Annotated in this window: 28 protein-coding genes; 12 read left to right on the forward strand and 16 right to left on the reverse strand. The window is 46.3% G+C overall.

The features are described from left to right. Positions 1-3 precede the first annotated feature (3 nt). The 4 genes from SULKU_RS09115 to SULKU_RS14525 are packed head-to-tail and all read left to right on the forward strand — an operon-like array spanning position 4 to position 4,181. Positions 4-2,163, forward strand: a complete 2,160-nt coding sequence (locus SULKU_RS09115; protein ID WP_013460674.1) for a WD40 repeat domain-containing protein — start codon at positions 4-6, stop codon at positions 2,161-2,163. Then, positions 2,163-3,089, forward strand: a complete 927-nt coding sequence (locus tag SULKU_RS09120) for a class I SAM-dependent methyltransferase (protein WP_013460675.1) — start codon at positions 2,163-2,165, stop codon at positions 3,087-3,089. Before SULKU_RS09115 ends, SULKU_RS09120 begins: the two co-directional genes overlap by 1 nt. A 43-nt stretch (positions 3,090-3,132) precedes the next feature. Continuing rightward, the gene (locus SULKU_RS09125; RefSeq protein ID WP_013460676.1) at positions 3,133-3,507 is read left to right on the forward strand and encodes a hypothetical protein; all 375 of its coding nucleotides are present in this window, start codon (positions 3,133-3,135) and stop codon (positions 3,505-3,507) included. A gap of 14 nt (positions 3,508-3,521) precedes the next feature. After that, positions 3,522-4,181 carry a lytic transglycosylase domain-containing protein gene (locus tag SULKU_RS14525; RefSeq protein ID WP_013460677.1) on the forward strand — a complete coding sequence of 220 codons (660 nt, stop codon included), beginning with the start codon at positions 3,522-3,524 and terminating at the stop codon, positions 4,179-4,181. A gap of 36 nt (positions 4,182-4,217) precedes the next feature. Here SULKU_RS14525 and SULKU_RS09135 read toward each other — a convergent pair whose 3' ends face one another. From SULKU_RS09135 to SULKU_RS09210, 16 genes are all read right to left on the reverse strand, one after another. Next, entirely contained in the window at positions 4,218-4,781 is a 564-nt protein-coding gene (locus SULKU_RS09135; protein ID WP_013460678.1) for an outer membrane protein, read from the reverse strand. Positions 4,782-4,891: 110 nt separating this feature from the next. Continuing rightward, the gene (locus SULKU_RS09140) at positions 4,892-5,599 is read right to left on the reverse strand and encodes a YebC/PmpR family DNA-binding transcriptional regulator (protein ID WP_013460679.1); all 708 of its coding nucleotides are present in this window, start codon (positions 5,597-5,599) and stop codon (positions 4,892-4,894) included. 59 nt (positions 5,600-5,658) lie between these two features. Then, positions 5,659-6,531, reverse strand: a complete 873-nt coding sequence (locus SULKU_RS09145; RefSeq protein ID WP_013460680.1) for a DMT family transporter — start codon at positions 6,529-6,531, stop codon at positions 5,659-5,661. Positions 6,532-6,540: 9 nt separating this feature from the next. Then, entirely contained in the window at positions 6,541-7,263 is a 723-nt protein-coding gene (locus SULKU_RS09150; protein WP_013460681.1) for an ATP-binding protein, read from the reverse strand. A gap of 96 nt (positions 7,264-7,359) precedes the next feature. Beyond that, positions 7,360-7,887, reverse strand: a complete 528-nt coding sequence (locus SULKU_RS09155) for a YaeQ family protein (RefSeq protein WP_013460682.1) — start codon at positions 7,885-7,887, stop codon at positions 7,360-7,362. A gap of 41 nt (positions 7,888-7,928) precedes the next feature. Continuing rightward, positions 7,929-8,204, reverse strand: coding sequence for a hypothetical protein (locus SULKU_RS09160; RefSeq protein WP_049766974.1), 276 nt, complete (start codon positions 8,202-8,204; stop codon positions 7,929-7,931). A 16-nt stretch (positions 8,205-8,220) separates the two neighbouring features. Next, positions 8,221-8,466 (reverse strand): type II toxin-antitoxin system RelE family toxin, encoded by a 246-nt coding sequence (locus tag SULKU_RS09165; protein ID WP_013460683.1) that lies wholly within the window; start codon positions 8,464-8,466, stop codon positions 8,221-8,223. Then, on the reverse strand, positions 8,456-8,644 hold the full coding sequence (locus tag SULKU_RS09170; RefSeq protein ID WP_013460684.1) for a hypothetical protein: 189 nt from the start codon (positions 8,642-8,644) through the stop codon (positions 8,456-8,458). Before SULKU_RS09170 ends, SULKU_RS09165 begins: the two co-directional genes overlap by 11 nt. 108 nt (positions 8,645-8,752) lie before the next feature. Continuing rightward, entirely contained in the window at positions 8,753-10,711 is a 1,959-nt protein-coding gene (gene acs / locus SULKU_RS09175; RefSeq protein WP_013460685.1) for an acetate--CoA ligase, read from the reverse strand. Between the two features lie 12 nt (positions 10,712-10,723). Further along, positions 10,724-11,338 (reverse strand): 3'-5' exonuclease, encoded by a 615-nt coding sequence (locus SULKU_RS09180; protein ID WP_013460686.1) that lies wholly within the window; start codon positions 11,336-11,338, stop codon positions 10,724-10,726. Further along, positions 11,338-13,161, reverse strand: coding sequence for a putative nucleotidyltransferase substrate binding domain-containing protein (locus SULKU_RS09185; protein WP_013460687.1), 1,824 nt, complete (start codon positions 13,159-13,161; stop codon positions 11,338-11,340). The genes SULKU_RS09180 and SULKU_RS09185 overlap by 1 nt, the downstream gene beginning before the upstream one ends. Before the next feature lie 111 nt (positions 13,162-13,272). Next, positions 13,273-14,931 (reverse strand): cation acetate symporter, encoded by a 1,659-nt coding sequence (locus tag SULKU_RS09190; protein WP_013460689.1) that lies wholly within the window; start codon positions 14,929-14,931, stop codon positions 13,273-13,275. Continuing rightward, positions 14,931-15,245 (reverse strand): DUF485 domain-containing protein, encoded by a 315-nt coding sequence (locus tag SULKU_RS09195; RefSeq protein WP_013460690.1) that lies wholly within the window; start codon positions 15,243-15,245, stop codon positions 14,931-14,933. Before SULKU_RS09195 ends, SULKU_RS09190 begins: the two co-directional genes overlap by 1 nt. A 12-nt stretch (positions 15,246-15,257) precedes the next feature. Further along, positions 15,258-16,604: an OprD family outer membrane porin gene (locus tag SULKU_RS09200; RefSeq protein ID WP_013460691.1), complete on the reverse strand. Its 1,347-nt coding sequence runs from the start codon at positions 16,602-16,604 to the stop codon at positions 15,258-15,260. 134 nt (positions 16,605-16,738) lie between these two features. Next, on the reverse strand, positions 16,739-17,404 hold the full coding sequence (locus SULKU_RS09205) for a response regulator transcription factor (RefSeq protein ID WP_013460692.1): 666 nt from the start codon (positions 17,402-17,404) through the stop codon (positions 16,739-16,741). Next, positions 17,385-18,620, reverse strand: a complete 1,236-nt coding sequence (locus tag SULKU_RS09210; RefSeq protein WP_013460693.1) for a sensor histidine kinase — start codon at positions 18,618-18,620, stop codon at positions 17,385-17,387. The genes SULKU_RS09205 and SULKU_RS09210 overlap by 20 nt, the downstream gene beginning before the upstream one ends. A 109-nt stretch (positions 18,621-18,729) precedes the next feature. On the opposite strand from SULKU_RS09210, the gene SULKU_RS09215 reads away from it, so the two are divergent. The 8 genes from SULKU_RS09215 to mreC all read left to right on the forward strand — a co-directional run bounded on the left by SULKU_RS09215 (position 18,730) and on the right by mreC (position 26,447). Further along, complete coding sequence (locus SULKU_RS09215) at positions 18,730-19,236, forward strand: peptidylprolyl isomerase (RefSeq protein WP_013460694.1); 507 nt, start codon at positions 18,730-18,732, stop codon at positions 19,234-19,236. Positions 19,237-19,353: 117 nt separating this feature from the next. After that, entirely contained in the window at positions 19,354-20,436 is a 1,083-nt protein-coding gene (locus tag SULKU_RS09220) for an epoxyqueuosine reductase QueH (RefSeq protein ID WP_013460695.1), read from the forward strand. Positions 20,437-20,496: 60 nt separating this feature from the next. After that, the gene (locus SULKU_RS09225; protein WP_041666793.1) at positions 20,497-22,095 is read left to right on the forward strand and encodes a cation:proton antiporter domain-containing protein; all 1,599 of its coding nucleotides are present in this window, start codon (positions 20,497-20,499) and stop codon (positions 22,093-22,095) included. An 88-nt stretch (positions 22,096-22,183) separates the two neighbouring features. Then, positions 22,184-22,627 carry a 3-hydroxyacyl-ACP dehydratase FabZ gene (gene fabZ / locus SULKU_RS09230; RefSeq protein WP_013460697.1) on the forward strand — a complete coding sequence of 148 codons (444 nt, stop codon included), beginning with the start codon at positions 22,184-22,186 and terminating at the stop codon, positions 22,625-22,627. Between the two features lie 5 nt (positions 22,628-22,632). Continuing rightward, positions 22,633-23,418 carry an acyl-ACP--UDP-N-acetylglucosamine O-acyltransferase gene (gene lpxA / locus SULKU_RS09235; RefSeq protein WP_013460698.1) on the forward strand — a complete coding sequence of 262 codons (786 nt, stop codon included), beginning with the start codon at positions 22,633-22,635 and terminating at the stop codon, positions 23,416-23,418. Then, positions 23,415-24,647: an ATP-dependent Clp protease ATP-binding subunit ClpX gene (gene clpX / locus SULKU_RS09240; protein WP_013460699.1), complete on the forward strand. Its 1,233-nt coding sequence runs from the start codon at positions 23,415-23,417 to the stop codon at positions 24,645-24,647. The genes lpxA and clpX overlap by 4 nt, the downstream gene beginning before the upstream one ends. Positions 24,648-24,655: 8 nt before the next feature. Next, a complete protein-coding gene (locus SULKU_RS09245; RefSeq protein WP_013460700.1) occupies positions 24,656-25,693 on the forward strand; it encodes a rod shape-determining protein in 1,038 nt (345 codons plus the stop codon). Further along, positions 25,686-26,447 carry a rod shape-determining protein MreC gene (mreC, locus tag SULKU_RS09250; protein ID WP_013460701.1) on the forward strand — a complete coding sequence of 254 codons (762 nt, stop codon included), beginning with the start codon at positions 25,686-25,688 and terminating at the stop codon, positions 26,445-26,447. Before SULKU_RS09245 ends, mreC begins: the two co-directional genes overlap by 8 nt. Positions 26,448-26,487 lie beyond the last annotated feature (40 nt).

Raw genomic sequence — 26,487 nt, forward strand, 5'->3', positions numbered from 1 at the left:
TCAATGCCTCAAAAAATTTCTTTAACCCAATTTGATTCGCCGATCGTTTTGATCCAACCGTTAGAATATCCGAAAATCGGTCTTGTTACGCAAAACAATACGGTGTATACCTACGATCTCGAAAGCGGAGAATCGACCAAAGTATTTCACCTCAACATCGCTGAGAGGACTACCCTTATCTGCGCTTTTGATTCGCACAACAATCGTCTCCTTTTCGGGAGCGATAAAGCCTCAGCCCTCAATCTGATCGATTTGAATCAAAAAAAAGTTATCAACCAATATGATCTCGACCAACAGACGCCGACCTTTATCTCTTTTTCTCCCGACGGCCAGTATTTCGTCTGCGGAACCGATCAGGGGCGGGTTCTGCTATGGCGCTGCGATTCTAATACCCTGATTTCGAGACTTCACTCTTTTCCCGAATACACCAGTGCCTATACGAAACCGAAAACGAATTATGTCTCGGCATTGACGTTTGATGGGATGACGTTGGCCACGACCGGATACGGCGGAAGCATTGTGGTCACCGATTACCGTACCCAAACGTTTTTAAAGCGCTACTCTCCGGGCTATTTAAAAAATACGGCTCTGCTGATTTATAACGCCAATACCATCATCACCGGAAATCAGGAAGGGACGTTAATCAAAATCGATCAAAAAGGGAGTATTCCGAATCAACGACTCGGAACATCCCATAAAAATATCCGATTTTTGAAACGGATAGGGCCGGAACCGTATATGATCGTCGCTTCCGATTTGCCGTATGTCACCCTCATAAACGGGGATACTTTTAAAGTTATTCAGGAACGTTATCTTGAGCTGGACGGACCGTTGAGCGCTTTATGCGTACTCGACCGCGACAATACTCTAATCGCCGCGAACCAAAACAATGAACTCCTGAAATTCGACCTTCAGCCGTTTGAGCATCTTGAAAAACTGATTCAAGATCATGAGTACGCCGAGGCTTATCTTTATTGCACGAATGAGCCGCTGCTGCTGCAAAGCGACCTGTATAAAGAACTCGAGTCGATTTATGACGAACATTTAAAAAAAGCGAAAGAGTATCTGACCCAAAAATTGATCGCGGACGCCAAACTCGTTTTGGAACCGTTCAAAACCGCAAAGGCGAAAGAGATAGCCGAGGTATTTCAAGTCTACTCGTTTATGGACCGATTTACCAATCTTTTTGAGCAAAACAAATTAGCGGCCTTTTACGGCCATGCCGAACAATACCCTCTTTTGCAAGAGACTCCGGTTTATCAGCGAGCGGAAAAACTGTGGGCTGAAAAATTTATGAATGCCCAAAGACTGATGTTTCTTAATAAAGAGAGGGAGATTCAAGAGGAACTTCACCTGTTTACGACGGTCAGTTCCAAACGGCCGTTTATTCTCCTGCTTCTTCAGAATTCCGCCGTTCTTAAAATCTATTCCAAAGCGATTCAAACCAAAAATTATTACCAATTGCGCAACCTGACGGTAAGTTTTCCTCTGCTTCGAAAATTCCCCTCCTACCAAAATTTCATCAAAGAGACCGGAGAGATCGTGGGTGCCACGATCAAGGCACTCAATGAACGCTCATTTGAACAGGCGGAACTGTTGTTGAACGAACTGAAAGATGTCGTCCAATACGAATCCGAATATCTTCAGCTCAAAAAACTCTATTCATTAGCCAAAAATCTGCATCGGGCCCTTACCCACGAGCAGTTGCGTTCCGCTTATCACTTAATCGATAACCACCACGAACTTTTGATGCTCCCGTGGGGCGAAGAGCTCAATACACAATGGAATGAAAAACTCTCATTAGCCGAACAATACGCTATTAAGGGAGATATTTCCTACATCAAAAACGAGCTGGGCGATCTTTTTGATCTCCCGCATCGATACGGACGGATAGGAGACATCTTGCGAACGGCCTATCACGTGCAGCTCAAAAAACTCCTCAAAACGGATAGCGAAGCTTTCTGTGCCGGTATCATCACCTACTGCGAACTGTTCGGCATCGACACGGAACTGCGCAATTTGCTCAAAAAAGCCAAACAAAAAGAGGTTGTTCCCGATCTCTCCCAATCGCATTTGACCCCAAAAAACAGAGACTTTTGGCTTTCGCATATCCCCCTGCTTCCGAATAAAATCGCTTCAAGCAACACTGCAGCCACCGCATAATGAAACTTTTTTCGAGTGACGCTATGGTCGATATCTTCTCCTGGGCGCAGGAGTCGCTCAAGCATTCCGACAAGATCACCTTCGAAGTTCTCAATCCGGATATTCGGCAAGGGTGGTACGCGGGAGAAAAGATTACTCTCGACGGCATCACCTACCTCTACCGCAGCTATAAAGCCCTCAGTGATCTCGGAGAACTCCTGTTTTGCCGAATGTTGACCCCAAAACCTCTCAGCGAGCATACCGTTGCGATCACTTATGAGAAACTTGACCTCAGCGACTCATTTCATCATGCTGTTTTGAGCGAAGAAAAATACGGTACCGATTCGTCCTTTGCACGAGTACATAAAAACGAAGAACCCGCATTTTTAAGTGCTTATCTGCGCGCACTGAAAAGTGTCCGTGTCGGCGAGCGTTTACGGATTCTCAATCTGGGGATCAATACGGGGGAAGAGTTCGACCTGATCCGCCGTATCCTTCCGCATGATCAGTATATGAACCTCTCCCTTGTCGGCATCGATCATTCGCACAGCGCCATCAGCGTTGCCCGCGAACAGTTTAAGGAAGGAAATGCAACCTTTTACGTCCATGACATTAACGATCTCGTATCGCTCTCATTAGGCCGTTTCGACCTCATCATCACGATCGGAACGCTCCAGAGCAGCACTCTGGAATTCAAACCTCTTTTTATGTCTTTAGTCCAAGAATACCTGACCAAAGAGGGATCGCTCATTTTAGGATTTCCAAACTGCCGCTGGATGGACGGAGAGATGATCTACGGAGCCAAAGCACCCAACTATCCCTACTCGGAGATGTCAATTCTCATCAAAGATATCTACTACTGCAAAAAATATTTGCAGCAAAAGAAATTTCGGGTCACGGTAACCGGAAAAGAGTACCTGTTTTTAACCGCGACTAAAATACAATAATCAATATACTATAATAATTTATAAAGTTCCAAAAGGAAAAATAATGAAGAAACTTATCCTTATCCCGCTAATGTTCGCAACAATGCTTACGGCCAATGAGAGTTTCAACAGTGAAATAAGCCATTTCGGCGGAGGTGTTGTTATTGCCGGTGCGTTGACAGCGGTGGGAGATCGCTACTATCCCGAAAATCGTGCAATGTTCGGTTTCGGGGTAAGCAGTGTCGGATTTGCCATCGAAGAGATAGTCGTGACGGCTAAACACGGAAATTTATGGGGCAACCTACTAGATGTTGCCGCGCATACCGCCGGATCGGCACTTGGCGCTGTCATTACGGATAAATACTTGCTGACGCCTGTCATAAGCCAAAATGGGATGAACGGGAATTTTGTCGGTTTGTATACCCGGATCCCTTTTTAACCGTCTTTAGTCTGATGAAATTTTCTTTCTTAATTTCCATTCTGTTTTGTTCACTCATCCTATACGGGCGCAGCGATGTCGAAGCCATCAATCTCTCTCTCCTATCGCTCCAAAGCGAGGAGACCCTTCTGGATACGTCCGTATTGGACAATACGCTCGATAACTATCGCGGAACCATATCCCCTTTGTATAAACGCTATCTGGCGACGACCGAAGAGTATCAACGCATCGAAGCCAAATTTGAAAAAGAGGGAATTCCCCGGTTCTTTGCCCTGATTCCTTATTCCGAATCCAAATTTAATCCATCTTCCCGCGGCTACGGCACAGCCGGCTTATGGCAGTTCAGTAAACAAAGTGCCCGAAATTTCGGGCTGTGTGTAACCAAAAACAATGATGAGAGGCTCGATGCCGACCGTTCAACCGATGCGGCGATACGGTATATCAAAAGTTTGAAACAACAATTCGGAAGCTGGTATTTGGCAGATTTTGCCTATGCGATGGGAGAAGGGACACTGCGCCGCCTTATTCAGCGAAACGGAAGCAAGAAAATATCGGTACTCCTCAAAGATCCCCATTTCCCGTCAGGGACAAAAGCCCATTTTGCCAAAACGCTGCTGCTGGACGCTAAAATCCATTATGCAAAACCCGCAGGAAACGAAAAAGCGGCTGAGTGATTCTCTCCCACGGAAAGGGAGAGTATTAGGAAGTCTTTAGAATCGGTATCCGATTTTAACTTGTGCACGATAGTTATCCAGGTCTTCTTTGTAACCGGTAGACAGATCCGCTTTTTGCGTCCATTGATACCGGACATCCGCACCCGTATACACGCTCTTGCTGATGTTGTATTTTAAACCGGTTCCGGCTTGCAGGGTAAATACCGTATCGTCTTTCCGCGCATCCGAAAAAATAACTCCGAACCCGGGACCGAATCCCCACTCCACATTGTTGTCCAATGTAATAAGATAATAAGGGTTAAACTCGAGATTCGTCATCTCTACGCCGTCGCTGTTAAAATGATTTAACATGATTTGCTGTCTAAGATTATCCCACGGAAGGGTAAAAACGGGACAATCCAGTGAAATTTCAATCCCTTCCGTCATACCTGCCGCACTGATATTTTTCAGGTTCATATACCCCATTGATACCCCGACTTGAATATTCGGACAAAAGTTTTTATCCAAAATCGGAAGCATTTTAAACTCTTTTGCACTTGCGGCAGAACCGATCAGCGCACATGCCAAAAGGGCCGCTTTAGCGGACGGTAAAAATCTCATTCTTTCTCCTCTTCAATAACTATTACATAATAAGTATAGCAAAAGATATTACAATTTGTGATAATGATGTGACATTTAAGGGGGATCCCCGAGGGGAGAAAAGAGGAGTTTTAACCGATGTTGGTATAAACGGCTTGGACGTCATCGTCCTCTTCGATACGATCGATCAGTTTTTCGATATCGACCATCTGTTCGTCGGTAAACTCTACCGTCGTATTCGGAATACGCTCCAGCGCCGCTTTGCCCGGGACGATCCCTAACTCTTCGAGGGCAGTCGAGAGGGTACCGAATGCGGTGTAATCACCGTATACCGTCACTTCCCCCTCTTCTTCTTCGAGTGTCTCCAGCCCTGCGTCGATCAATGCGAATTCAAGCTCTTCGAGATCCATTTCCGGTGTCGGGAAACTGAATACCGCTTTGCGGCTGAACATAAATTCCAAAGAGCCGTTGTTGAGCATCTCACCTTTGGCTTTTCCGAAATAACTGCGGATATTCGCAACGGTACGGGTATTATTATCAGTCGCGCATTCAACGAAGATCAATGCACCGTGAGGAGCTTTCCCTTCGATATTGACTTCGGTGAGGGTAATCGCATCTTTTCCGGTCGCCCGTTTGATTGCCGCGTCGATATTGTCTTTGGGCATATTCTGCGCTTTAGCGGTCAAAATCGCCGTACGGAGTTTCGGGTTCATATCGGGATCTGATCCGCCCTCTTTTGCCGCCATTGTGATGATTTTACCCAGTTTAGGAAATACTCTCGACATATTTCCCCAGCGCTTCATTTTTGCCGCTTTACGATATTCAAACGCTCTTCCCATACGGTATGCTCCTCTGCCTTAACTCAAAAAAATTAGCGAATTATACCTGTTTTAGGGGATTAAGACAAATCCCTTTTGAGCGGATTGTTGATGAGATAAACAGCAGCAATACTGATAAGCCCTCCTAAAATCAACGTCAATGAGGGTATTTCGCCCAATAACAGATAACTCGTCCCCAGAGCACTGACCGGTACTAAGAACATATACGAACTCGCTTTCGATGATCCCATTGCCCCCGAAGCGATAAAATAGATACTCGAAGCGACCGTTTGGCCCAATACCGCCAGATACAGCAATGCGCCCCAGAATCGGAGGTCTTGGTTAAAGACGCTTCCGATTCCTAGAGGATAGGCTATAAAAAACATAAAAACGGTAGCGATAAGCCCCAGAAAAAAGGTATAGTGGATCGGATCGAGATGCAGATGGGAACGCTGAGCGGAGAGGGTCAAAACGGCCCATACCAACGCACTCAAAAGAAAAATAAGGTTCCCCCCGTGAAAAAGCAGATCGCTGTTAGTGATTTGAAGCATAACCGCCCCGCCGACCAATCCGATCATTAAGCCCGTAACATGGCGCTGTGAGGGTTTAAAGCCCAAAAATGCCACGGCGATTCCTACCGTGATGACCGGACTGAGCGTCGTGATAATCACCCCTCCCGCTCCGGCAGTCCCAGCCGCTACTCCCCAAAAAGAGAGGGCCATGAAAACGGCATTTAAAAGTCCGCTGAGAGTGACCCATCCTAAAGCATGTAAAGAGACGCGAAGAGGTTTTTTGTGCCACCACAGTACGGGGAGAAATGCAATACTCATCAGCGCAAAGCGCCAAAATGTCGCCACTTCCCACGATACGCTTTCGGTGAGGATTTTAAGGGCGGGCCATCCCCCTCCCCAGAGCATCATCGCAAGGATCATTAAAAAAGGGAGGGGAATCAAGGCAGAGGTTTAATCGTCGATAAAAACGATATCGCTTTGGATGTTGTTAAAGAGGAGCGAGCGGTTATCTACCCGGTGCTGATATAAGAACGTATTCGGCTCCATAGAACGCAAAACAGTCGTATTGTAATAATAGGCGTTCGAACAGCGCCCGATAAAGAGGAATGAAAAGAGCAGTTTGATACGCGGATTTTCAAACATCTCATGCGGCTGCGCCAAAAAGGTAAGGCCGAATTTTTTGAGATTGACAAGGTCGAAGATGTAGAACATAAAGTCTTCGAATTTGGTATAGAACCCTTCCAAACTCGCGATTTCCTGCATGATGTAATAGTAATTTTCCAAGAGTTCGCGCTTTTGCATCATTTTTGAGAGATTACTTTTAATCTCCCGTTTGCTGGCAAAAAACGAAGGGCTGACCGCCATGTAAATGTTCTGGCGCTGTGCGATCGCTTCATCCAAAGCGGTGTTGAACGCTTCACTCTCCTCAAAACACATGTAGTGAAAATCGCTCCCTTTTTTGAATTTTTCCTCTACCTCGTCCGGGGTAGGATTTGAGAAATCAAGATACAGGGTCGGAATACCGGCTGCGATGACAAATTCGCGGATTTTATTGGCCAAATGGGTCTTTCCTGAACCCGGCTCTGCCAGAATAAGGGTATTTTCGCGTAATACACGGTCTTGAAGTTCGAGGGTAGCGATAGAGCTTTTAAATTTTCCGATTTTTCGTTTCATAGGTTTATCCGTTAAGGGAGATAATAGTGAGATAGTATAGCCAAAGGTAACAGATTTAGAGATAAAGCTCTAACCTGTGTGAAGAATAGTGACGTATTATTGCCACTCTTCTTGCATTATCGTAACATCTCCCGAGTCGCCGTGAAAACTGAGTTCACCGTCGCTGATGTTGCACTGAAGCCGCATGGAGCGCTCGCACAGTGTCTCTATCCCCTCGGCATGCAGATGGATAACGCGAAGGTTTTTAAACCGTGCAAACGTGGAGCCGTACTGTTTCCACCATGCAACGGCACTTTTATAGTTGTAGGTGTAGACGATTACCTGTTCACTGCGTCCGCACGCCTTGCGCAGCCGTTTCTCGTCCACCTGTCCCAGATCGATCCACAGCTCGATCTCTCCGCCGTAGTTTTTCTCCCACAGTTCGGGTTCGTCGTCTCCCCCGATCCCTTTGGTAATAATCAGGCGATCACTGGCGTTCAGGGCAAAAGCAGCGAGACGGATCATAAGACGCTGATCGGTTTCCGAGGGGTGCTGGGCTATCGTAATCTCATGGGTTTCGTAGTAGTTGCGATCCATATCGGAAATACTGAGCTGTGCTTTGTAGATCGTGGAACCTGCGGCCATAAGAACTCCCTTGTAAATGTCGAATTATGGCATAAGGGGGCTTAGAACCTTTCTTTGTTAAATTCTTCTTCTTTATGCTTTATTCGTAATAACAACCAAGCAGAAAAAACAATCGCTGGTATCCATAAAAGCTGGCACCAAAAAAGTCCAAATCCTAAATAAGGCATAATATCAACCGTTCCAACATAACAATGTTGAAGATTTTTCAATCCCCCTTGACAACCAAAATAGTGATATGCCCAGTCAGATAATTTCCAACCACCGAAGAGTAAAAATGGAGGAAGCGCTGCAAAAAAATATTTATATTTCCATTTCACAATCGTACCTTAAACTTTATTCATAACTCTCTTGCCGATGCAACACACGACCGATAAAAATCGTATCCTCAACTACATCGAACAAAACCCGATAATCCCCTACTCGCATACGATACGCAGGTTCGAAATTGGTCAGTTTTTTAATATTGGAAACATCAGGGAAATTTTTGAGAGAGATGATTTTTTCGTGGAGTTTACTTTTGAAAGGTTCGTTTATTTTTTGGAGGTCTTTGATCGCACTTTTGCGAATCTCAATGCGCATCTTTTAAATATTCCTCAAACGGGATACTCTCTTCCTCACGTGTTTTTGACAATGCTTTTAAATCTTCGATATCGTCTTTGGAAACGACTTCTACACCGTCTTTTTTAAAGTGCTCTAACAGCCATAAAAATTTGTCAAATATTTGCGGGTTTTGAAAATTAATCGTTAATGATTGCATTCTATGACTCCTCTATCGATAGAGAATTATAGCATGTCAGAAGAAAATAGTTTTTAAGAAAAATAATGGGAGTGGATTCCCGCCGAAGCGGGAGGGAGAAAGAAGCTATTAGCCTTTGACTTTCGCTTCGATAGTAGCAACGATCGACGGATCTTCGAGAGTCGAGATATCCTGAGTAATCGCATCGCCTTTCGCAATTGAGCGGAGGATACGGCGCATGATTTTTCCTGAACGTGTTTTCGGCAAGCCCGGAACGAAAACGATGTCATCACAGATAGCGATGTTACCGATCTCTTTCATGATCACTTTGTTGATCTCTTTGACCATCTCCATCTCTTCACCGACGGTATCTTCGCTTTTGAGAACGATGTAGGCGAAGATCCCCTCACCTTTGATATCGTGCGGTTTACCGACAACGGCTACTTCAGCAACGTTAGGGTGTTTTTTACATGCCGCTTCAACTTCGGCAGTTCCCATACGGTGACCGGATACGTTGATAACGTCATCGGTACGTCCTGTAATCGTGATGTAGCCCTCTTCGTCGTAGATTGCGCCGTCACCGGTGAAGTAGACCGGCTGACCGTCTTTTTTAACATCGCCGAAGTACGATTTCACGAAACGCTCAGGATCGCCCCAGATGCCGCGGATCATTGACGGCCAAGGACGGGTTACACACATATAACCGCCCTCGCCCGCCGGTACTTTGACACCGGTTTGCGGATCAAGGATCTCAGCGATGATCCCCGGAAGCGGGAATGTCGCACACGCAGGTTTGATCGGAGTTGCCCCCGGAAGCGGAGAAACGATGTGTCCCCCCGTCTCGGTTTGCCAGTAGGTATCGACGATCGCACATTTGCTTCCGCCGACCGCTTCATAGTACCATTTCCATGCCGGAGGGTCGATCGGCTCACCGACGGTTCCGAGGACTTTCAGGCTGCTGAGATCGTATTTAGAGGGCTCATCTTCACCCGTTTTGTGCAATACGCGGATTGCCGTCGGAGCAGTGTAGAATTGGTTGATTTTGTACTCTTCGACCATTTTCCACGGACGTCCCGCATCCGGATAGGTCGGAACTCCTTCGAACATGACCGTCGTCGCACCCATTGCAAGCGGTCCGTAAACGATGTAGGTGTGTCCGGTAATCCAGCCGACGTCGGCAGTACACCAGTAAGTGTCGTTTTCTTTGACGTCGAATACCCATTCCATCGTCATTTGAGCCCAAAGGATATACCCCGCAGAGTTGTGTTGTACCCCTTTCGGTTTTCCGGTAGAACCTGACGTATAGAGGAGGAACAACGGATCTTCCGCATCCATCTCTTCGGCTTCACAAATGCTTGATTGAGATTTGATCAATTCGTTGTACGAGTAATCGCGTCCCGCTACCCAGGTAACGTCTTCGTTGTTACGCTCGACCACGAGAACTTTTTCCACCGGAGAATTGGCATCGATCGCTTGGTCAACGACCGGTTTGAGCATGTACGGTTTGTCTTTGCGGTATGCACCGTCTGCAGTGATTACCAATTTAGCCTGCGCATCTTCGATACGGTCTTTCAGCGCTTCGGATGAGAATCCGCCGAAAACGATCGAGTGGATCGCTCCGATACGGGCACACGCAAGCATCGCATACGCCGCTTCCGGGATCATCGGCATATAGATTACAACACGGTCGCCTTTTTTGACATGGAACTCGTTTTTAAGGAGGTTTGCGAACTTATTGACGTTGTAATAAAGTTCAAGATAGGTAATAATTTGTTTGTCACCGCGGTCGCCTTCGAAAATGATCGCCGCTTTGTTTTTGCGTGAAGTGAGGTGACGGTCGATACATTGGTGAGCAACGTTAAGTTTTCCGTTCACGAACCATTTGTAAAACGGTGCGTTACTCTCATCGAGAACTTGAGTATACGGTTTAAACCAGTCAATTTTTTCATTGGCAAAATGGGCCCAGAATCCTTCATAATCTTCCTCTGCCCACGCTTGTAAATCGTGGTATTCGCACATGTTTTTAATGCGTGCATTTTTAGCAAACTCTCGGTTTGGATGAAAAGTCGGTTTGACGATATCGCTCATAAGTAAGGCTCCTTAATGTAGTTTAGTAATGTGTTGTAATTTTATATAGACCATTGCGGTCATGATCGCGTCATTCAACGCGTTGTGCTGTCCCATCCGAGGGATGTTTAAATCACGTAAAATTGTATCAAAACGTAGATCAATATTTCCTTGCGGGATAAGCTCAATTTTCTTATCAAAATAGAGTCCTGAGACTTCGATTTGACGATTCGGCAAATTGACCCCGATCCAGGGTTTTATGAGGCGATTCATCATCGCCATATCAAACTCCAAATAATACCCTATCAACGGGCGATTTCCCACAAATTCGAGAAACTTTTTCGCCCCTTCGACGGGTTCGATCGCGTTCTCAAGATCACACGGACGGATATGGTGAATCTTGATACTTTCGACACTGATTTCGCGTGAAGGTTTCAAGAAGAGTTCAAAACTCTCCGACGTAAGGATTTTATCCCCTTTTATCTTGACGGCACCGATGCTGAGGACTTCGTCTTTTTTGGTATTCAATCCCGTCGTTTCGGTATCAAATACGACCGCTTCGTCTCCTTCATAGGGCTCAAAAAGCCATGCATACGACTCATCTTTGAGTGAACGCCGACACCATGAACGTTTGAAGTTCTCAAACATCAGACCACCATCCCCAAATGGAAATGATAGGTCAGAAATTTTTTGAACGTATTGACGATTTTAAACGCATCTTTGAGCAAATCGCGATCAGCCTTGGCAAGAAGTTTCGGGTTGACGTAATTTTGAATATCGGTGATCTGTTTTTGCGAGAGCAGCACCCGCAAACGGATACTAAGCAGTGTATCATACGCTTCTATCAGCTCGCTCGCAAACCGTTTATCAAACAAACCGATGTTGTTAAGCTCTTTGATCCGTTCGGTAGTATTGGTTGAGCTGATTTTATGTTCCAGCGCCAACACACGGATACCGTGTACGATCGCAAAAATCCCCCCCTTTTTGATGTCAAGTTCACTGCCGTGTTCCGCTCTTCCGAAGACGAAACCTCCGATAAGGCTTAGCGGCGTTTCAAATGCCAGCGTCACTTTTGCCAAATGGGCCATAATGTCGCTTCTCCCTTCAAAGTGCTCATACAGATATTCACGGCACTCATCCAGCAGCGATTTATCTCCTGCGACGCATTGCGCATCCAGGAAAATCGACAAGCCCATCAGGCTCTCTTCATTGAACGTCTCGATCCATTCTGAGATCAATTTTTTATAATCCGCTACGCTGCGGCGCCAATACGGGTTGGAAACCATAACGTTTCCGCTGCATTCGGGAAATCCGAGTTGCAGCAGTTGACGGTTTAACTCCATCATATACGGGGCAAACTGTTCTTCATCTTCTCCGTCACGGAAAATGAGACCGTTGTCCTGATCGGTACGAAGAACCTGTTCTCCGCGCCCCTCGCTTCCCATGACGATCAGCGCACATTTATTTTGCATCGATGCCGGTACGACCATCTCAAAAACTTTGTGATACAGCTTTGCATTCAGCTCACTGACCAGTTTAGAAACATATCGTACACGCACCCCTTTGTTCGTTAGTGAGCGAACCAAGTGCGTCAACGAACGCTGAGCACTGTGAAGCTCGTCAATGCTGTTTGCACGTTCAATCGATGCGGCAATCAGATGGGTATGGTTGGCAAAATGGCTTAATAGGTCAATCTGCTCCAAAATACCGACAATTGCATCCCCTTCCGTTACCACAAGCCGCTTGATACCGTATTTGGTGAAAAGAAGCAATGCGTTAAAGAGAAAATCGCTCCGCTCAATCGTCAAAAGACCGTAAGTCGCAATATCTCCGATCGGCTCTGCGGTACTTTTTCCTGCCAAAAGAACACGTTCGCGAAGATTGGTATCGGTGACGATTCCATCCTCTTCCCCCCGACGGACCAAAATAACCTTTGCCCCCTGCTCGCTCATTTTTCGCAATGAAGCATTGATGCTCAACGACGCATCTACGAAACAGGGAGTATGCAGATAGATTTCATCGACACGGGAAACCATAAAAGGGGTAAGCTCGTTTTGGTGCTGACGCTCTTTAAGATTTTGGTGTTTGGTAATGAAATCTTGCATAAAGTAGTTTTGGAACGGTTCGACATCTTGAAGAAGGTTGAGAAAAGTTTCTTTGGGGAGTTCGTAGCAGATCAGATCTTCGGCAACGATAAAGGTGCTTTGGGTATTTCCGTATATCAGGGAGTTCGCGTCAAAGCTGTCGCGCTCCCCGTATACGTTTTGGAGTTCACCCTCGATGGTTTCGTTGACAACGCCTTTGATGATGATGTACAGTGATTCCGCCCGTACCCTCGGAGCGATCAAGACCGTCTCTTTAGGGTAATAGGCGATATCCATCTGGGTCATCAGTTTTTCGATCATCCTCTCCCCTAGCAAGTCAAAGGGATGGATCGACATCAATAGTGCTTTTTGGTCAAAAAGACTCAAGTCTACTCCTATTTAAAACGCCAAAGGAGCAAACCCCCTTTGACTACGCTAGCCGCTGTGGCACTGAAGCTTGCCTCATTCGAGGCTGATATCTTCAGACACGGCAACTTATCAATGCTCAACAGCACCTTCAGCACCGATACCGGTTTGGCTTCGGATGTATTGCGCTTCATACGCCTCTTTCTCTTTTTCAGAGTTTTCACTCTTATCGGTAATCGAGAAGAACCAGATTCCGATAAATGCCGCACTCACAGAGAAAAGAGCCGGATATTTGTAAGGGAAAATCGCTTCCGCGTTTTTCAATACGTCTACCCATACGGTCGGTCCGAGAACTACCAGTACTCCGGCTGTCAAAAGACCCAATGATCCGCCGAGCAATGCACCGCGAGTCGTGAGTTTTGACCAGAACATTGAAAGGAACAAGATCGGGAAGTTCGCACTCGCAGCGATTGCAAACGCCAATCCGACCATGAACGCGATGTTTTGATCTTCAAATGCAATACCGAGATAGATCGCAACGATACCCAAAACAACCGTAGAGATTTTAGAAACTTTCATCTCCATCATCCCGTCCGCACGTCCTGCACGAAGAACACTCGCATACAAGTCATGTGAAATAGCCGAAGCACCCGCCAAGGTAAGACCCGATACAACCGCAAGGATGGTTGCAAACGCTACCGCAGACATAAATCCGAGGAAGAAGTCTCCACCCACCGCATGGCTCAAGTGAATTGCCGCCATATTGTCGCCGCCGAGAATCGGAGCACCGCCGTCTACCGCTTGTTTCGCAAGGTCAAGATATTGCGGGTTTTGGAAAACCATAACGATCGCACCGAAACCGATAATGAACGTCAAGATATAGAAGTACCCGATAAATCCTGTCGCATAGAAAACCGATTTGCGTGCCTCTTTCGCATCGCTGACGGTGAAAAAGCGCATAAGAATATGCGGAAGACCCGCCGTACCGAACATCAATGCAATACCGAGTGAAATTGCCGAGATCGGATCGCTGACCAATTTACCCGGAGCCATAATGGACTGATCTTTCATACTTACAGCCGTTGCAAACAACGATTCGAAGTTAAAGTTATAGTGTGCCATAACCGCAACCGCCATAAATGTCGCACCCGAGAGCAACAAGAATGCTTTGATGATTTGAACCCACGTTGTCGCAAGCATCCCACCGAATGTTACGTAGAGAATCATCAATACACCGACCAAAATAACCGCGATCTCATAATCCAAACCGAAAAGAAGCTGAATCAATTTTCCAGCCCCTACCATTTGAGCGATCAAATACAAAACAACCGTCAAAATAGACCCGAATGCCGCCAATGTGCGGATAGGCGTTTGACGCAAACGATACGACGCAACGTCCGCAAACGTATATTTACCGAGGTTACGAAGCTGTTCAGCTACCATAAACAAGATAATCGGCCAACCGACCAAGAATCCGATAGAGTAGATCAAACCGTCATACCCTTTTGCATAAACAAGAGCAGAAATCCCGAGGAATGATGCTGCTGACATATAGTCACCCGCGATCGCCATACCGTTTTGGAATCCTGTGATTCCGCCGCCGGCTGTATAGAAATCTTTTGCCGTTTTGGTGCGTTTTGCCGCCCAATAGGTGATCCCGAGAGTTGCCCCAACGAAGATCAAGAACATGATAATAGCCGACATATTAAGCGGTTGTTTCTCTACCGCACCGCTGAGTGCCTCACCGGCAAACGCAGCGACGGAGAAAAGAGCTAAGAATAACGCTTTCATCACTCTCCCTTTGCTTTATTTTTGATTCTTGCGGTCAATTCATCGAATTCACCGTTTGCGCGACGGACATAAATCCCCGTCAATACGAATGCGATGACGATAACGCCGACACCGACCGGAATTCCGACGGTAGTAACCGATCCGGCAGACAACGGAGTCCCCAAGATCGACGGGTCAAATGCGATTGTCAAAACGAATCCGAAGTAAATAACCAACATAACGATCGTTAATGTCCATGCAAATTTACTGCGTGTTTTGACAAGATGAATAAAATCAGGATCGTTCTTAATACGATCAACCATCTCTTGTTTCATAATAAACCTCCTTTAAAAGTTGTAGTTGAGGATGAAACGATATTCGTCCCAGCTAACTGAACCGGTTGTAACATCATAAAAATCGTCTGTATAGTTTGCACGGAGGCGAAGCTGAAGATTTTTAATGGTTTCCGGATTGAAAATGACATCAAACCCTTTTTCTTTCGCCGTCCATGCATGGTTTGCCGCATAACCGTTTAATTTGTCCATATCAAATTCAGCGTAGTAAACACTTGTATTCAATTTAACTCCGAAATTTTTCCAGTCATAGCTCGCTGCCGCTTTCCAAGCATCGGTTCCCGCCATAAACTGATGACGCGTTACCATTCCTTGAGTATATGCCGGCATTCCGCCCCATGGAGAAATAGTTCCGCCGTGTGTCCCGTTATCAGAAGCAGAGTCTTTACTGTTATGTGAGACAGCAGCGTAAACATCGAAGTTTGCTACTTTTACCCCTATTTTTCCCGCAACGAAATCACTTTCAACTTTATTAAGTGCCGCTACGTTATTGGAACCGACATCTCTTTCGTTGATCCATTGTGCCGCTACGTACGGTGCTACACCGTTACCCATAGAAAAACCGTAATTTGCTTCGGCATATACAGCGTTCAAGATATCGTGCGCGTAATAGTCCCAAAGTTGGAGTTTAAGCCCCGGGATACCGCTGTAGATCGCTGCGGCAACACTTACACCGTCTGTTTTTTCGCCGATAGCGTATTCACCCATATTGGTAAAATCACCGGTTTGTCCGCGAGCATCAACCAAAGAGTATCCGGAAGTCGCACTGAGAATTCCGCTTGTGTAAGCACGTCCGAACGTACCTTGCGCAAATTTAGTTACATGAGCCGCAACCAATGTCGTATCTTTGACATCCGTATTGGTCAATACATACGCTTCAAAAAGGTTCGGAAGCATACGTGCATCATCGCTGCCCACCATCGGAGTATCAAGTTTTTGGCGTCCCGCTTTAAAGGTAGTATTCCCGTTTTTGTATTGGAGATACGCTTCGCCTAAGTAAAAATCGTTTTGGTTGTCTTTGCTTAGCAACGTCGGGTCAACGTCGTTTACATTGCTGCGGTTCCCCAAATGGACACCGATTGTTCCGTATACGGCAGCACCGAGGCTCAAGCCATTCCATGCGCCGGTTTCGTATTTAAGATAACCGCCGATCGTATTTGCTTTACGCGTATAATCGTTGTTTGCAGCCGGACGGGTATCGTCTACTTCTCTGCTGATTGAAAATTCACGGAATTGTCCGCTTACTTTTCCCTCATTAAACATTCCGATTACATCATCCGCTCCAAAAGCGTTGACTACCAAAGCCGACGCTAAAAGCGATAGAGATACTGTACCTCTCATGCTGACTCCTTGAACTAATTTTTCGTCACTGTCATTATGAAAACGAAACGTAGCATGAACGTAGCAATTGTTAAATTAGAAAAAATTATCGTCAGAAAGTGAAAAGAAAAGAGAGAGATGTGTAAAAAAGTAACTTACTGAGTACGTGGAATATCGATCATGTAACCTAATGCGCGGATATTTTGGATGAAATCTTCTTTGAGAGATTTTTTAAATCGGCTCACTTCAGCCCGTATAGTCGCGTTATCTACGTATTCTTCGTCCCATACATAGGCACGAAACTGGTCGAAATCGACCACTCTGCCTCGATTGCGCGCTAAAAGATCAATAATCTGAAGCTGCCGCTTAGTAAGGGTTTGTGTTACGTTATCACACATCAAGGTCGATGTCGATGCGTCGTAACCGTAACTTTTTGAAAGACGGAGATGATTTTGGGGAATAGCACAGCTTTGCATCACTTTATCGATACGGAGTGCGAGCTCTTTAAGATGAAACGGTTTTTTAAGATAATCGTAGCACCCTAGGTCATACGCTCGACTGATCCCTTCGATATCGACCAATGCACTGATATAGATGGCTGGAGGACGTATTTTTAGTGCATGCAGCTGTTCAAGTAAATCCAATCCGTCGATACCAGGAACGTTAATATCAAGTATCAGCAGATCGAACGTCTCTTTTTTCAGCGCATCCAATGCTTCTGCACCGTCAAAAAACAGCTCGACACGATGACCCAGCGACAACAGATATTCATGTATCGCTTCGCTGAGCATCTGTTCGTCTTCAAGCAGAAGTATTTTCACCGTTCCCCTTTATAAAATGATATTCAAAACGTGTCGACAAATTGTCCGAACTGATTTTGATTTCCACTCCGTCTTCATCGCAAATCGATTTCACCAGACTCAGCCCCAACCCGAAACCGTCTGTTTTTTTCCGTTCCCGATAGTATGCCTCAAAAATCTTTTGCTCGTCATGAATTTTTTGCGACCTGCTCTCGACCCAAAAAAGGCACTTTTGTGTATCGCATTCCACTCCGACATGGATCACTTCGCCGCTTTTGGTATATTTGATCGCATTCGTGATGTTATTATCGATCACACGCTGCAGCTTCGTCTCGTTAAACATGATCCATGCAGGAAACTCCGGTTTGGCAAAGTCGAAACTGAGATTCGAAAACTGGGCTACCTCATCAAAAAATTCAAGCCGCTTTTCGACATATTCTCCCATATCGATAGGGCGCTGCGGATACTCGATCTGATCTTTTTTGACCAGATAGCTCAAATCATCATATATACTGAAAATATTTTTGACCGCCGCTTCGATCTTGGCAAGATAGCGGTTACGCCCCTCATTCATCGAAAAAAGTTCGATATTGGCCATAATCACCGAGAGGGGCGTATGGGTCTCATGAATGGCATAGCGGATAAACTGTTTATGTGATTCGAGAAGCTCCTGTGAAAATTTCTGCTCTTTTTCCAGAGCGTCATTTTTGATTTGAAGCGCCTGTGTTTTGTAGCGCACCCTCTCTTCAAGACTTGCATTGAGCTGCTGCAGCGACTCTTTTTGCTCTTCGAGCGTTAGCGCCATCTCATTGGCATATCCGGCCATCCGCCGAAATTCACCGAAATAGAGTTCATCCATCTCAATCGGTTTTGTCTTATCATGCAGCGATTCAAAAAATTTCAGAAACCTCTCGATATCCTGAGCGATCATACTGTTGACAATCTTAGAGATTCCGACGATAAATCCGAATAATATCAACGCCAATGTCGAAATTTCCAAGACGATTTTAATCAATCGTCCCTTCATCGCATCATGGCTCAACGCCGCCGGCTTGCTTACATTGATATCGTCATTCACCAATATTTCAAGATGAACCGTTTTCTCAAATCCCTTATACTCGTCAAATATCAGCAAAGAGGCAAAAACGACCGTAAAAAGCAAAATAAAAACAATCGTATAAAAATTGACTTGATTCAGACTGATTTGTGACCATCTGCGACTAAACCAATCTCCCATGCTCTTCCCGCTTTACATAAATTAATTGCGTGCATTATAACAAGTTCATCCAAGCCTCTTAAGATAAATCCACTATAATTTCAAAAAATTCCCTCAAGGATTCACAAACATGTTCGGACGAAAAGAACTTAAAACCTACACCCCTACTGCCGAAGAGATGGCAAGCTACCAATGGGCGAAAATGACAACCGCTAAAGGGGTTATGTGGATTAAACTGTATAACGATGAAACCCCAAATACCGTAGCCAACTTCGCTGCACTCGTAAACGACGGATACTACAACGGCCTTAACTTCCACCGCGTTATTCCGGGATTCATGGCTCAGGGCGGGTGTCCTCACGGTACAGGTACCGGCGGACCGGGTTGGGCGATTCCGTGTGAAACGGCACTCAATACCCACCGTCACGTTAAAGGAGCTCTCTCTATGGCGCATGCCGGCCCTAACACAGGTGGAAGCCAATTCTTTATCTGTTTCGTAAGCTGTCCTCACCTTGACGGCGTTCATACTGTATTCGGCGGTATCGAAGCGGATGATGCTGAGTCAATGGCGGTTCTTGATTCTATCGCTATGCGCGACACTATCGAATCTGTTGAAATCTTAGCTTCAAGAGATTAATAAAACACGGCAAATGAGCAAAGCCCATTAGCCTGCGTTAACACTGTGTTCTCCTCGGCGGAGAGCCCACGTGCAGTGAACCGCACTTCTAAAATACCTAAATCAAAGGCTTTTACCATGTTGGTACACATCTGCTGCAGCGTCGATTCCCATTTCTTTATGGAGAAACTGCAGCAGGAATTCCCCGACGAAAAACTCGTCGGGTTCTTCTATGATCCCAATATCCACCCTTACAGCGAATACCGATTGCGCCTTTTAGACGTGGAACGCAGCTGCAAAAAACTGGGCATTGAGCTGATAGAAGGGCCTTATGATTTCGAAAACTGGATGGATGCCGTCCGCGGATTAGAGAAGGAGCCGGAAAAAGGGTCGCGCTGCGAGGTGTGTTTCGACAAACGTTTCGAAGTGAGTGCGCATAAAGCACTCGAACTGGGCGAGAAATCGATGACAACGACATTACTCGTCAGCCCTCTCAAATCGCAAGAGCAGCTCAAAAAAAGCGGCGATGCGTTTCACGCCTCCCACGGCGTCGAATTTATCGCGTTTGATTACCGTAAAAACGGCGGAACCGCCGATCAGGCCCGTGTGAGCAAAGAACAGCAGCTCTACCGTCAGGACTACTGCGGCTGTATTTACGGCCTCTCCATGCAGCGTGACCAGCAACACCGATTGATGGATGAGATGTTCTCCCCCCTCTCCCGCCAAATTCTCCCCGCTTCCATCGAAGAGCGTTTAGAACTCTACCATCTGCGCAATACGCTGGAAGAATCAAATACGCCCTACCGTATTGTCAAAGAGCGTTTTTTAAACTACCGTTTAATGCGCTCATTGCTCAAAGCCGGCGATACTATCATCCCCTCTTATCCCCTTTTCTACTCGACGACCAATCGTACGCAGACACAGGGGTCTATCGAATTTTGCATCGGAGAGCAACATTTTCTCAACCGTGACGAGGTACGCTTTATCACACTGGATACATTTAATACCCTCACCTCATCATCGTATAAAAATGTAAAAGAGCTGATGTTTAATCCTATTTCCGTCGGCTCCGAGATATCGCTGCGTGCCCGTTTCACGGGATCAGCGTTTAACACGTCGGCGATTATCGTCGTAGATGAAATACCGACCGCAAAAATTACCCTTCTGTTAGAAACCAAAACCTACGACGATACCAAAGAACAGCTCATAATTTCAGAATAACTCTCTTACCGCCTACTTTTTAACCACCCTTGGCACAGACCTTGCACTATAATGTCTAGTATGGAAAACTTATTATTATCAATCTTTTTGACCGTTGCCATCGCCACGGTACTCAACATCATCCTAAAGCGGTTCGGCGTCTCGCATATATTGGGTTACATTGCGACCGGAACCATCATCAGCTACCTTTTCGGGTTTAACGGAGCGGGGATCGACTCGCTCAACCTTATCGGCGAATTCGGTATCGTATTTTTGATGTTCACCATCGGGCTAGAACTGAGTCTGGAGAAAATCAAAAAGATGAAAGAGATTCTCCTCACCAACGGAGCTTTGCAGGTTCTCTTCAGCGTCGTGGTGATCTTTATCCTATCCTATTATCTTTTCGCTCTTGACTTTAACACCTCGTTGATTATCTCGCTGGCGTTTTCCCTCTCATCGACGGCGATCGTCCTCACCTATCTCAAAGATTCCAAAGACATCCATACCCCGTACGGGCAAAAATCGATGGGGATTTTGATCTTTCAAGACCTTGCCGTCATCCCGATTCTCCTCTTAATCACCTTTTTATCCAACGACAGCGCTTCGATCGGCGAAATCCTTTTAAAAACCTTTCTTTCCGCTATTTTTGTCGTCGTGTTTATGTTTACCATCGGGGAAAAAATCGTCAATGCCCTATTGCAGTTTTCGGCAAAAACGGAACTTGAAGAGCTCTTTTTAGGCTCGGTCTTTTCCATTTTGATCGGTGCTTCGCTCCTTGCCCACTCGATGGGTTTTACCTACTCTTTGGGGGCGTTTATCGCGGGGATGATCATCGCCGACACCCGCTACAACGTCAAAGTCGAATCTGATATTTCGTCCTATAAAGACCTTTTGCTGGGGACCTTTTTCTTCGGGGTAGGGACAAAAATCGATATGCTATTTTTTGCCCAGAATATCCATATTATCACCTTTGTATTTATCTTTGCGATGCTTTTCAAAGCGGTGGTCATCTATGCGATCATCCGACGCAATTCCGATAAAAACACCTCGGCGAAAACGGCCCTCTCCCTTGCACAGATCGGAGAGTTCTCGTTTGCCGTTTTTGCTTTGGCGGGGGCGCAGAAACTGATCAGCGAAGAGATGGCAAGCTTTTTGATTCTCGTCAGCGTCATTTCGATGATTCTTACCCCCTTTATCATCGGAAACATCTATAAACTCTCCTCTTATTTTGAAAAAGAGTTTTATGAATCAGACGTCATTACCCCTATCGAGCGAAAAGACCATATTATTGTCGCGGGGTTTGCGATGCTCGGCAAAATCGTCGCCGCTTCATTGCAGTCGCAGGGGGCAAACTTCATTATCATCTCCGATAACCTAAAACACGTTTTGCACGCCAGAAAACTCGGCTATATGGCCTACTTCGGCCACTTAAACAAACTCCCCGTTTTAGAGTCCTTGATGGTCAAAGAGGCCAAAGCGATCGTCATTACGATGAGCAGCGAACAAAACCGACGCCTCATCAGCGAGGCGGTACTCAACTATGACCACAACGCCAACATCATTGTCAAAATCGACAGTGTCGAAGAGCGAAAAAATATGAGGGATTTGCCGGAACTGGAGTTTGTCGATGCCAGTTTCGAAGTCGCCAATCTGCTGGTAAAACATGCACTCAAAACCTAGTATTTAACACCGTAAAAAAACTCATTATCAATAATTAACAATTTTTGCGGTAAAATTGGGCGATTTTTTACCCAAGGTGCTAAACAGTATGATTGATGTCGTTCAAATTCAAAAAATTTTACCTCACAGATTCCCGTTTTTACTCGTTGACCGTGTCACTTCCCTCACTCCGAACGAATCACTTGTCGGATTCAAAAACGTTACCATCGGCGAACAGATTTTTGAGGGCCATTTCCCGGGCCATCCGATCTATCCGGGTGTAATGATCTTAGAGGGAATGGCGCAAGCCGGCGGTATCTTGGCATTTCAGAGTATGGACATGACCGAAGAAGAAGCGGCTCATAAAGTCGTTTATTTTATGAGTATCGACGGGGCCAAATTCCGCGCTCCCGTCCGCCCCGGGGATCGCCTTGAATACCGAATGAATGTGGTCAAACACAAAGGGTCGATTTGGGTGCTAGAGGGAAAAGCGTATGTTGATGATGTCCTTGTCAGTGAAGCCGAACTTAAAGCCATGATCGTGGACAAGTAGGTCGTATGAGCTTGATTTCACCACACGCTATCATCGAAGAAGGTGCCATCATCGGTCCCGACGTCGAAATCGGAGCGTTTTGCTTTATCTCAGGTAAGGCGAAAATCGGAAAAGGGACAAAAATCGCGCAGGGCACGTGTATTTACGGCAATACGACGATCGGCGAATACAATGATATTTTTTCGCATGCCGTACTCGGTTCGGTGCCGCAGGATCTGAAATACGCCGGTGAAGAGGTCGAACTGATCATCGGAGACCGTAATAAAATCCGGGAATTCACCCTTTTTAATCCGGGAACGGCCGGCGGCGGCGGTAAAACCGTCGTCGGGAACGACAATCTTTTCATGGGATACGTTCATCTCGGACACGACGTTATTATCGGAAACAACTGTATCCTTGCCAACGCAGCGACATTGGCGGGACATGTCGAGATGGGGAACCATGCCGTTATCGGCGGCATGACTCCGGTACATCAGTTCGTCAAAATCGGCGATTTCGCTATGATCGCAGGGGCTTCGGCACTCTCTCAGGATGTTCCGCCGTATTGTTTGGCGGAGGGGAACCGTGCGGTACTTCGCGGACTCAATCTCAACGGATTGCGCCGTCATCTGGATCGAAGCGATATCGATGCGCTCCGTTCGGCCTACCGCGATCTTTTCGAATCGGGCAAGCCTCTCCAAGAGCAGGCGAGCGCTTTGCTTGAAGAGACAACGAGCGATTTTGTTAAAAATCTTTGCACCTTTATTGTCAATACCAAACGGGGTATCCCGTATGAAAGGAATCAATCATGATTCATCGTCATTGCAGCTTCTGCGACGCTCAGGAAAGCGATCACAATCCGCTTATTGCCGGCACAAATGTCTATATTTGTAAAAACTGTGTCTTCTCCGCCTACAAAATCATGTTCGGCGATTCGGAAGGGGAAGGGACGGCTGCCGTTGAACACAAAAATGCCGAACTTTTAACCCCTAAAGAGCTGAACACCTTTTTGGGACAATACATTATCGGACAAGACCGGGCTCGCAAACTCCTCTCCGTTGCGGTTTATAATCACTACAAACGTATTTTTAAACACACCGTCGTCGAAGATGAAACCGAAATCGCCAAATCAAACGTGCTCCTTATCGGACCGACCGGAAGCGGTAAAACGCTTATGGCTCAAACCATTGCCCGGGTATTGAACGTCCCTATCGCGATCGCCGATGCGACCAGCCTCACCGAAGCGGGATACGTCGGCGAAGATGTCGAAAACATCCTGACAAAACTCCTCCAAGCGGCGGACGGAGATGTCGAGCGGGCGCAGCAGGGGATCGTTTTTATCGATGAAATCGATAAAATCTCCCGTATGAGCGAAAACCGCTCTATCACCCGTGACGTATCGGGTGAAGGGGTACAGCAGGCATTGCTTAAAATCATCGAAGGGGCTGTCGTCAATATCCCTCCAAAAGGGGGGCGCAAGCACCCTAACCAAGACTTCATCCAAATCGATACCTCCGGTATCCTCTTTATCTGCGGCGGTGCGTTTGACGGTCTCGGACAGATTTTAGAGCGTAAAAAAGGTTCCAACGTCATGGGCTTCGGGCATGATAAACGAAGCAGCAGCGATATCGATGACAGCTTTGAAAACGTCGAACCGGACGATTTGGTCAGCTACGGTTTAATACCTGAGCTGATCGGACGTTTGCCGATCATCGCATCGTTGAATAAAATCAGCGAAGAGGAGATGGTCCGTATCCTTACCGAGCCGAAAAATTCTCTCGTTAAACAGTATACGAAACTTTTTGCCATCGATGACGTCGAGCTCACATTTGACAAAGAGGCACTGAATGCGATTGCCGCCAAAGCGCTGGCACGTAAAACGGGAGCACGCGGACTTCGCGCCATCATGGAAGAGACCATGGGAGATACGATGTATGAGCTGCCGGAATACAGCGGCTATGAAGTACTCATTACCAAAGAGGTAGTCGAGGACAACGTTCCGCCCGTCTATATTAAAAAATCAACTAAGAAAAGCGCATAGGAGAGTCAATGCTATTTAATAAACTTATCGGAATGTTCTCAAACGATCTCTCTATCGATTTAGGGACAGCTAATACCCTTGTCATTTCAAAAGGGAAAGGGATCATCATTAATGAGCCTTCCGTAGTTGCCGTTAAAACAGAAAAATACGGTCAGCAGCGCGTTCTTGCCGTAGGCCGCGAAGCTAAAGAGATGGTCGGAAAAACACCGGGCAATATTAAAGCGATCCGCCCGATGAGAGACGGAGTTATCGCCGATTTCGATATGACCGAAAAAATGATCCGAAAATTTATTGAAAAAGCGCACGGCCGTACGTCACTTATCAGCCCTCGTATCATTATCTGTATCCCGTACGGATTGACACAGGTTGAGCGTAAAGCGGTCCGTGAATCGGCTATGAGTGCCGGAGCACGCGAAGTGTATCTGATCGATGAGCCGATGGCGGCGGCAATCGGAGCGGGAATCGATATCCGCGAACCGAAAGGAAATATCATTGTCGATATCGGAGGGGGTACCACCGAAATCGGTGTTATTTCACTCGGAGGACTCGTTCTTTGCCGCTCCATCCGTGTTGCGGGAGATAAAATCGACCGTGCCATCATGGATTACATCAAACGCAAATACAACCTTTTGATCGGTGAGCGCATCGCCGAAGATATCAAAATCAATATCGGTACGGCAATGCCGTTGGCGCAAGAGCTGAAAATGATCATTAACGGGCGTGACCAGGTCGAAGGTCTTCTCACGTCTATCGAACTCACCAGCGAAGATGCCCGCGAAGCGATGCGCGAACCGCTAAAAGAGATTCTCGAAGCGCTCCGTGACGTCCTTGAAAACATGCCGCCGGATTTGGCAGGGGACATCGTCAATAACGGTGTAATCCTTACCGGAGGGGGAGCACTCATCCGTCAACTTGACAAATACCTCTCTGAAATCATCAAAATTCCGGTTTACGTCGCCGATGAGCCGCTATTGTGTGTTGCACGCGGAACCGGCCGTGCACTAGAAGAGATCGATCAACTCCACGAACTCTTCGATAATGAATAAACAATCTTTAACCGTTGCTGCACTGCTTACCCTTTTGGTAGGCGGAGCACTCTATTTTACCAACTTCTTGCAATCACCTATCATATGGCTTACCCATTCGATAAAATCATCGTATCTTAACAGCGTCGAACACATTCAGCATGCCATTGATGAACACTTCTACCAACAGGCTATGATCATCGATCTGCGCGACAAAAACCGCTATTACGAAAAAGAGTTGTTAAATCTTCATCAGGTTGCCGATGAATATCAAAAACTTCTGCTCGAGTACAACAGCACGTTTAAAACGATGCCGGATACTGCTCTGGTCCGTACCCTCTCTTACGTCCGTTTCGGCGACCCCCATCGTGTGTGGATCGAAATGGAGAATTTTGACCCTAAAAAGGTATACGGACTTTTGTACCGAGGTTATGCGGCAGGCATTGTCGTCTCTAAAAACAACCATCCTTTAGCGCTTCTAAACGGAGACGTCAAAAGCTCATACGCCGTCAATATCGGAGCCTCTATGGCACCGGGAATCGTTCGGGGAAATAACGGACGCCAATTGATCGTTGAGTTTATTCCGACATGGATTCCGATTGCCGTGGGAGATGAAGTACAGACATCCGGACTTGACCGTATCTTTATGTCGGGTCTTAAAGTCGGAAAAGTCGTTTCGTTCACAAAAGCCAGCGGCTATCAAAGTGCCGTCATCGAACCTTATTTTTACGGCAAAAACCCCGCCTATTTTCATGTTATAACGAAGGTGAGATAAACGTTGTAATCGGATTTTAAGTGCTTCTCGTCTATAATAA

It is taken from the genome of Sulfuricurvum kujiense DSM 16994, assembly GCF_000183725.1.
Taxonomy (GTDB): Bacteria; Campylobacterota; Campylobacteria; order Campylobacterales; family Sulfurimonadaceae; genus Sulfuricurvum; species Sulfuricurvum kujiense.

Bases quoted from the DNA above. Each gene is read 5' to 3' on its own strand.
- SULKU_RS09180 (WP_013460686.1), bottom strand. From the start codon at position 11,338: ATGTTTGAGAACTTCAAACGTTCATGGTGTCGGCGTTCACTCAAAGAT.
- mreC (WP_013460701.1), top strand. From the start codon at position 25,686: ATGAATAAACAATCTTTAACCGTTGCTGCACTGCTTACCCTTTTGGTA.
- fabZ (WP_013460697.1), top strand. From the start codon at position 22,184: ATGATTGATGTCGTTCAAATTCAAAAAATTTTACCTCACAGATTCCCG.
- SULKU_RS09170 (WP_013460684.1), bottom strand. From the start codon at position 8,644: ATGCAATCATTAACGATTAATTTTCAAAACCCGCAAATATTTGACAAA.
- SULKU_RS09165 (WP_013460683.1), bottom strand. From the start codon at position 8,466: ATGCGCATTGAGATTCGCAAAAGTGCGATCAAAGACCTCCAAAAAATA.
- clpX (WP_013460699.1), top strand. From the start codon at position 23,415: ATGATTCATCGTCATTGCAGCTTCTGCGACGCTCAGGAAAGCGATCAC.
- SULKU_RS09195 (WP_013460690.1), bottom strand. From the start codon at position 15,245: ATGAAACAAGAGATGGTTGATCGTATTAAGAACGATCCTGATTTTATT.
- SULKU_RS09200 (WP_013460691.1), bottom strand. From the start codon at position 16,604: ATGAGAGGTACAGTATCTCTATCGCTTTTAGCGTCGGCTTTGGTAGTC.
- SULKU_RS09115 (WP_013460674.1), top strand. From the start codon at position 4: ATGCCTCAAAAAATTTCTTTAACCCAATTTGATTCGCCGATCGTTTTG.
- SULKU_RS14525 (WP_013460677.1), top strand. From the start codon at position 3,522: ATGAAATTTTCTTTCTTAATTTCCATTCTGTTTTGTTCACTCATCCTA.
- acs (WP_013460685.1), bottom strand. From the start codon at position 10,711: ATGAGCGATATCGTCAAACCGACTTTTCATCCAAACCGAGAGTTTGCT.
- SULKU_RS09135 (WP_013460678.1), bottom strand. From the start codon at position 4,781: ATGAGATTTTTACCGTCCGCTAAAGCGGCCCTTTTGGCATGTGCGCTG.
- SULKU_RS09245 (WP_013460700.1), top strand. From the start codon at position 24,656: ATGCTATTTAATAAACTTATCGGAATGTTCTCAAACGATCTCTCTATC.
- SULKU_RS09220 (WP_013460695.1), top strand. From the start codon at position 19,354: ATGTTGGTACACATCTGCTGCAGCGTCGATTCCCATTTCTTTATGGAG.
- SULKU_RS09140 (WP_013460679.1), bottom strand. From the start codon at position 5,599: ATGGGAAGAGCGTTTGAATATCGTAAAGCGGCAAAAATGAAGCGCTGG.
- SULKU_RS09125 (WP_013460676.1), top strand. From the start codon at position 3,133: ATGAAGAAACTTATCCTTATCCCGCTAATGTTCGCAACAATGCTTACG.
- SULKU_RS09190 (WP_013460689.1), bottom strand. From the start codon at position 14,931: ATGAAAGCGTTATTCTTAGCTCTTTTCTCCGTCGCTGCGTTTGCCGGT.
- SULKU_RS09225 (WP_041666793.1), top strand. From the start codon at position 20,497: ATGGAAAACTTATTATTATCAATCTTTTTGACCGTTGCCATCGCCACG.
- SULKU_RS09155 (WP_013460682.1), bottom strand. From the start codon at position 7,887: ATGGCCGCAGGTTCCACGATCTACAAAGCACAGCTCAGTATTTCCGAT.
- SULKU_RS09210 (WP_013460693.1), bottom strand. From the start codon at position 18,620: ATGGGAGATTGGTTTAGTCGCAGATGGTCACAAATCAGTCTGAATCAA.
- SULKU_RS09215 (WP_013460694.1), top strand. From the start codon at position 18,730: ATGTTCGGACGAAAAGAACTTAAAACCTACACCCCTACTGCCGAAGAG.
- SULKU_RS09120 (WP_013460675.1), top strand. From the start codon at position 2,163: ATGAAACTTTTTTCGAGTGACGCTATGGTCGATATCTTCTCCTGGGCG.
- lpxA (WP_013460698.1), top strand. From the start codon at position 22,633: ATGAGCTTGATTTCACCACACGCTATCATCGAAGAAGGTGCCATCATC.
- SULKU_RS09150 (WP_013460681.1), bottom strand. From the start codon at position 7,263: ATGAAACGAAAAATCGGAAAATTTAAAAGCTCTATCGCTACCCTCGAA.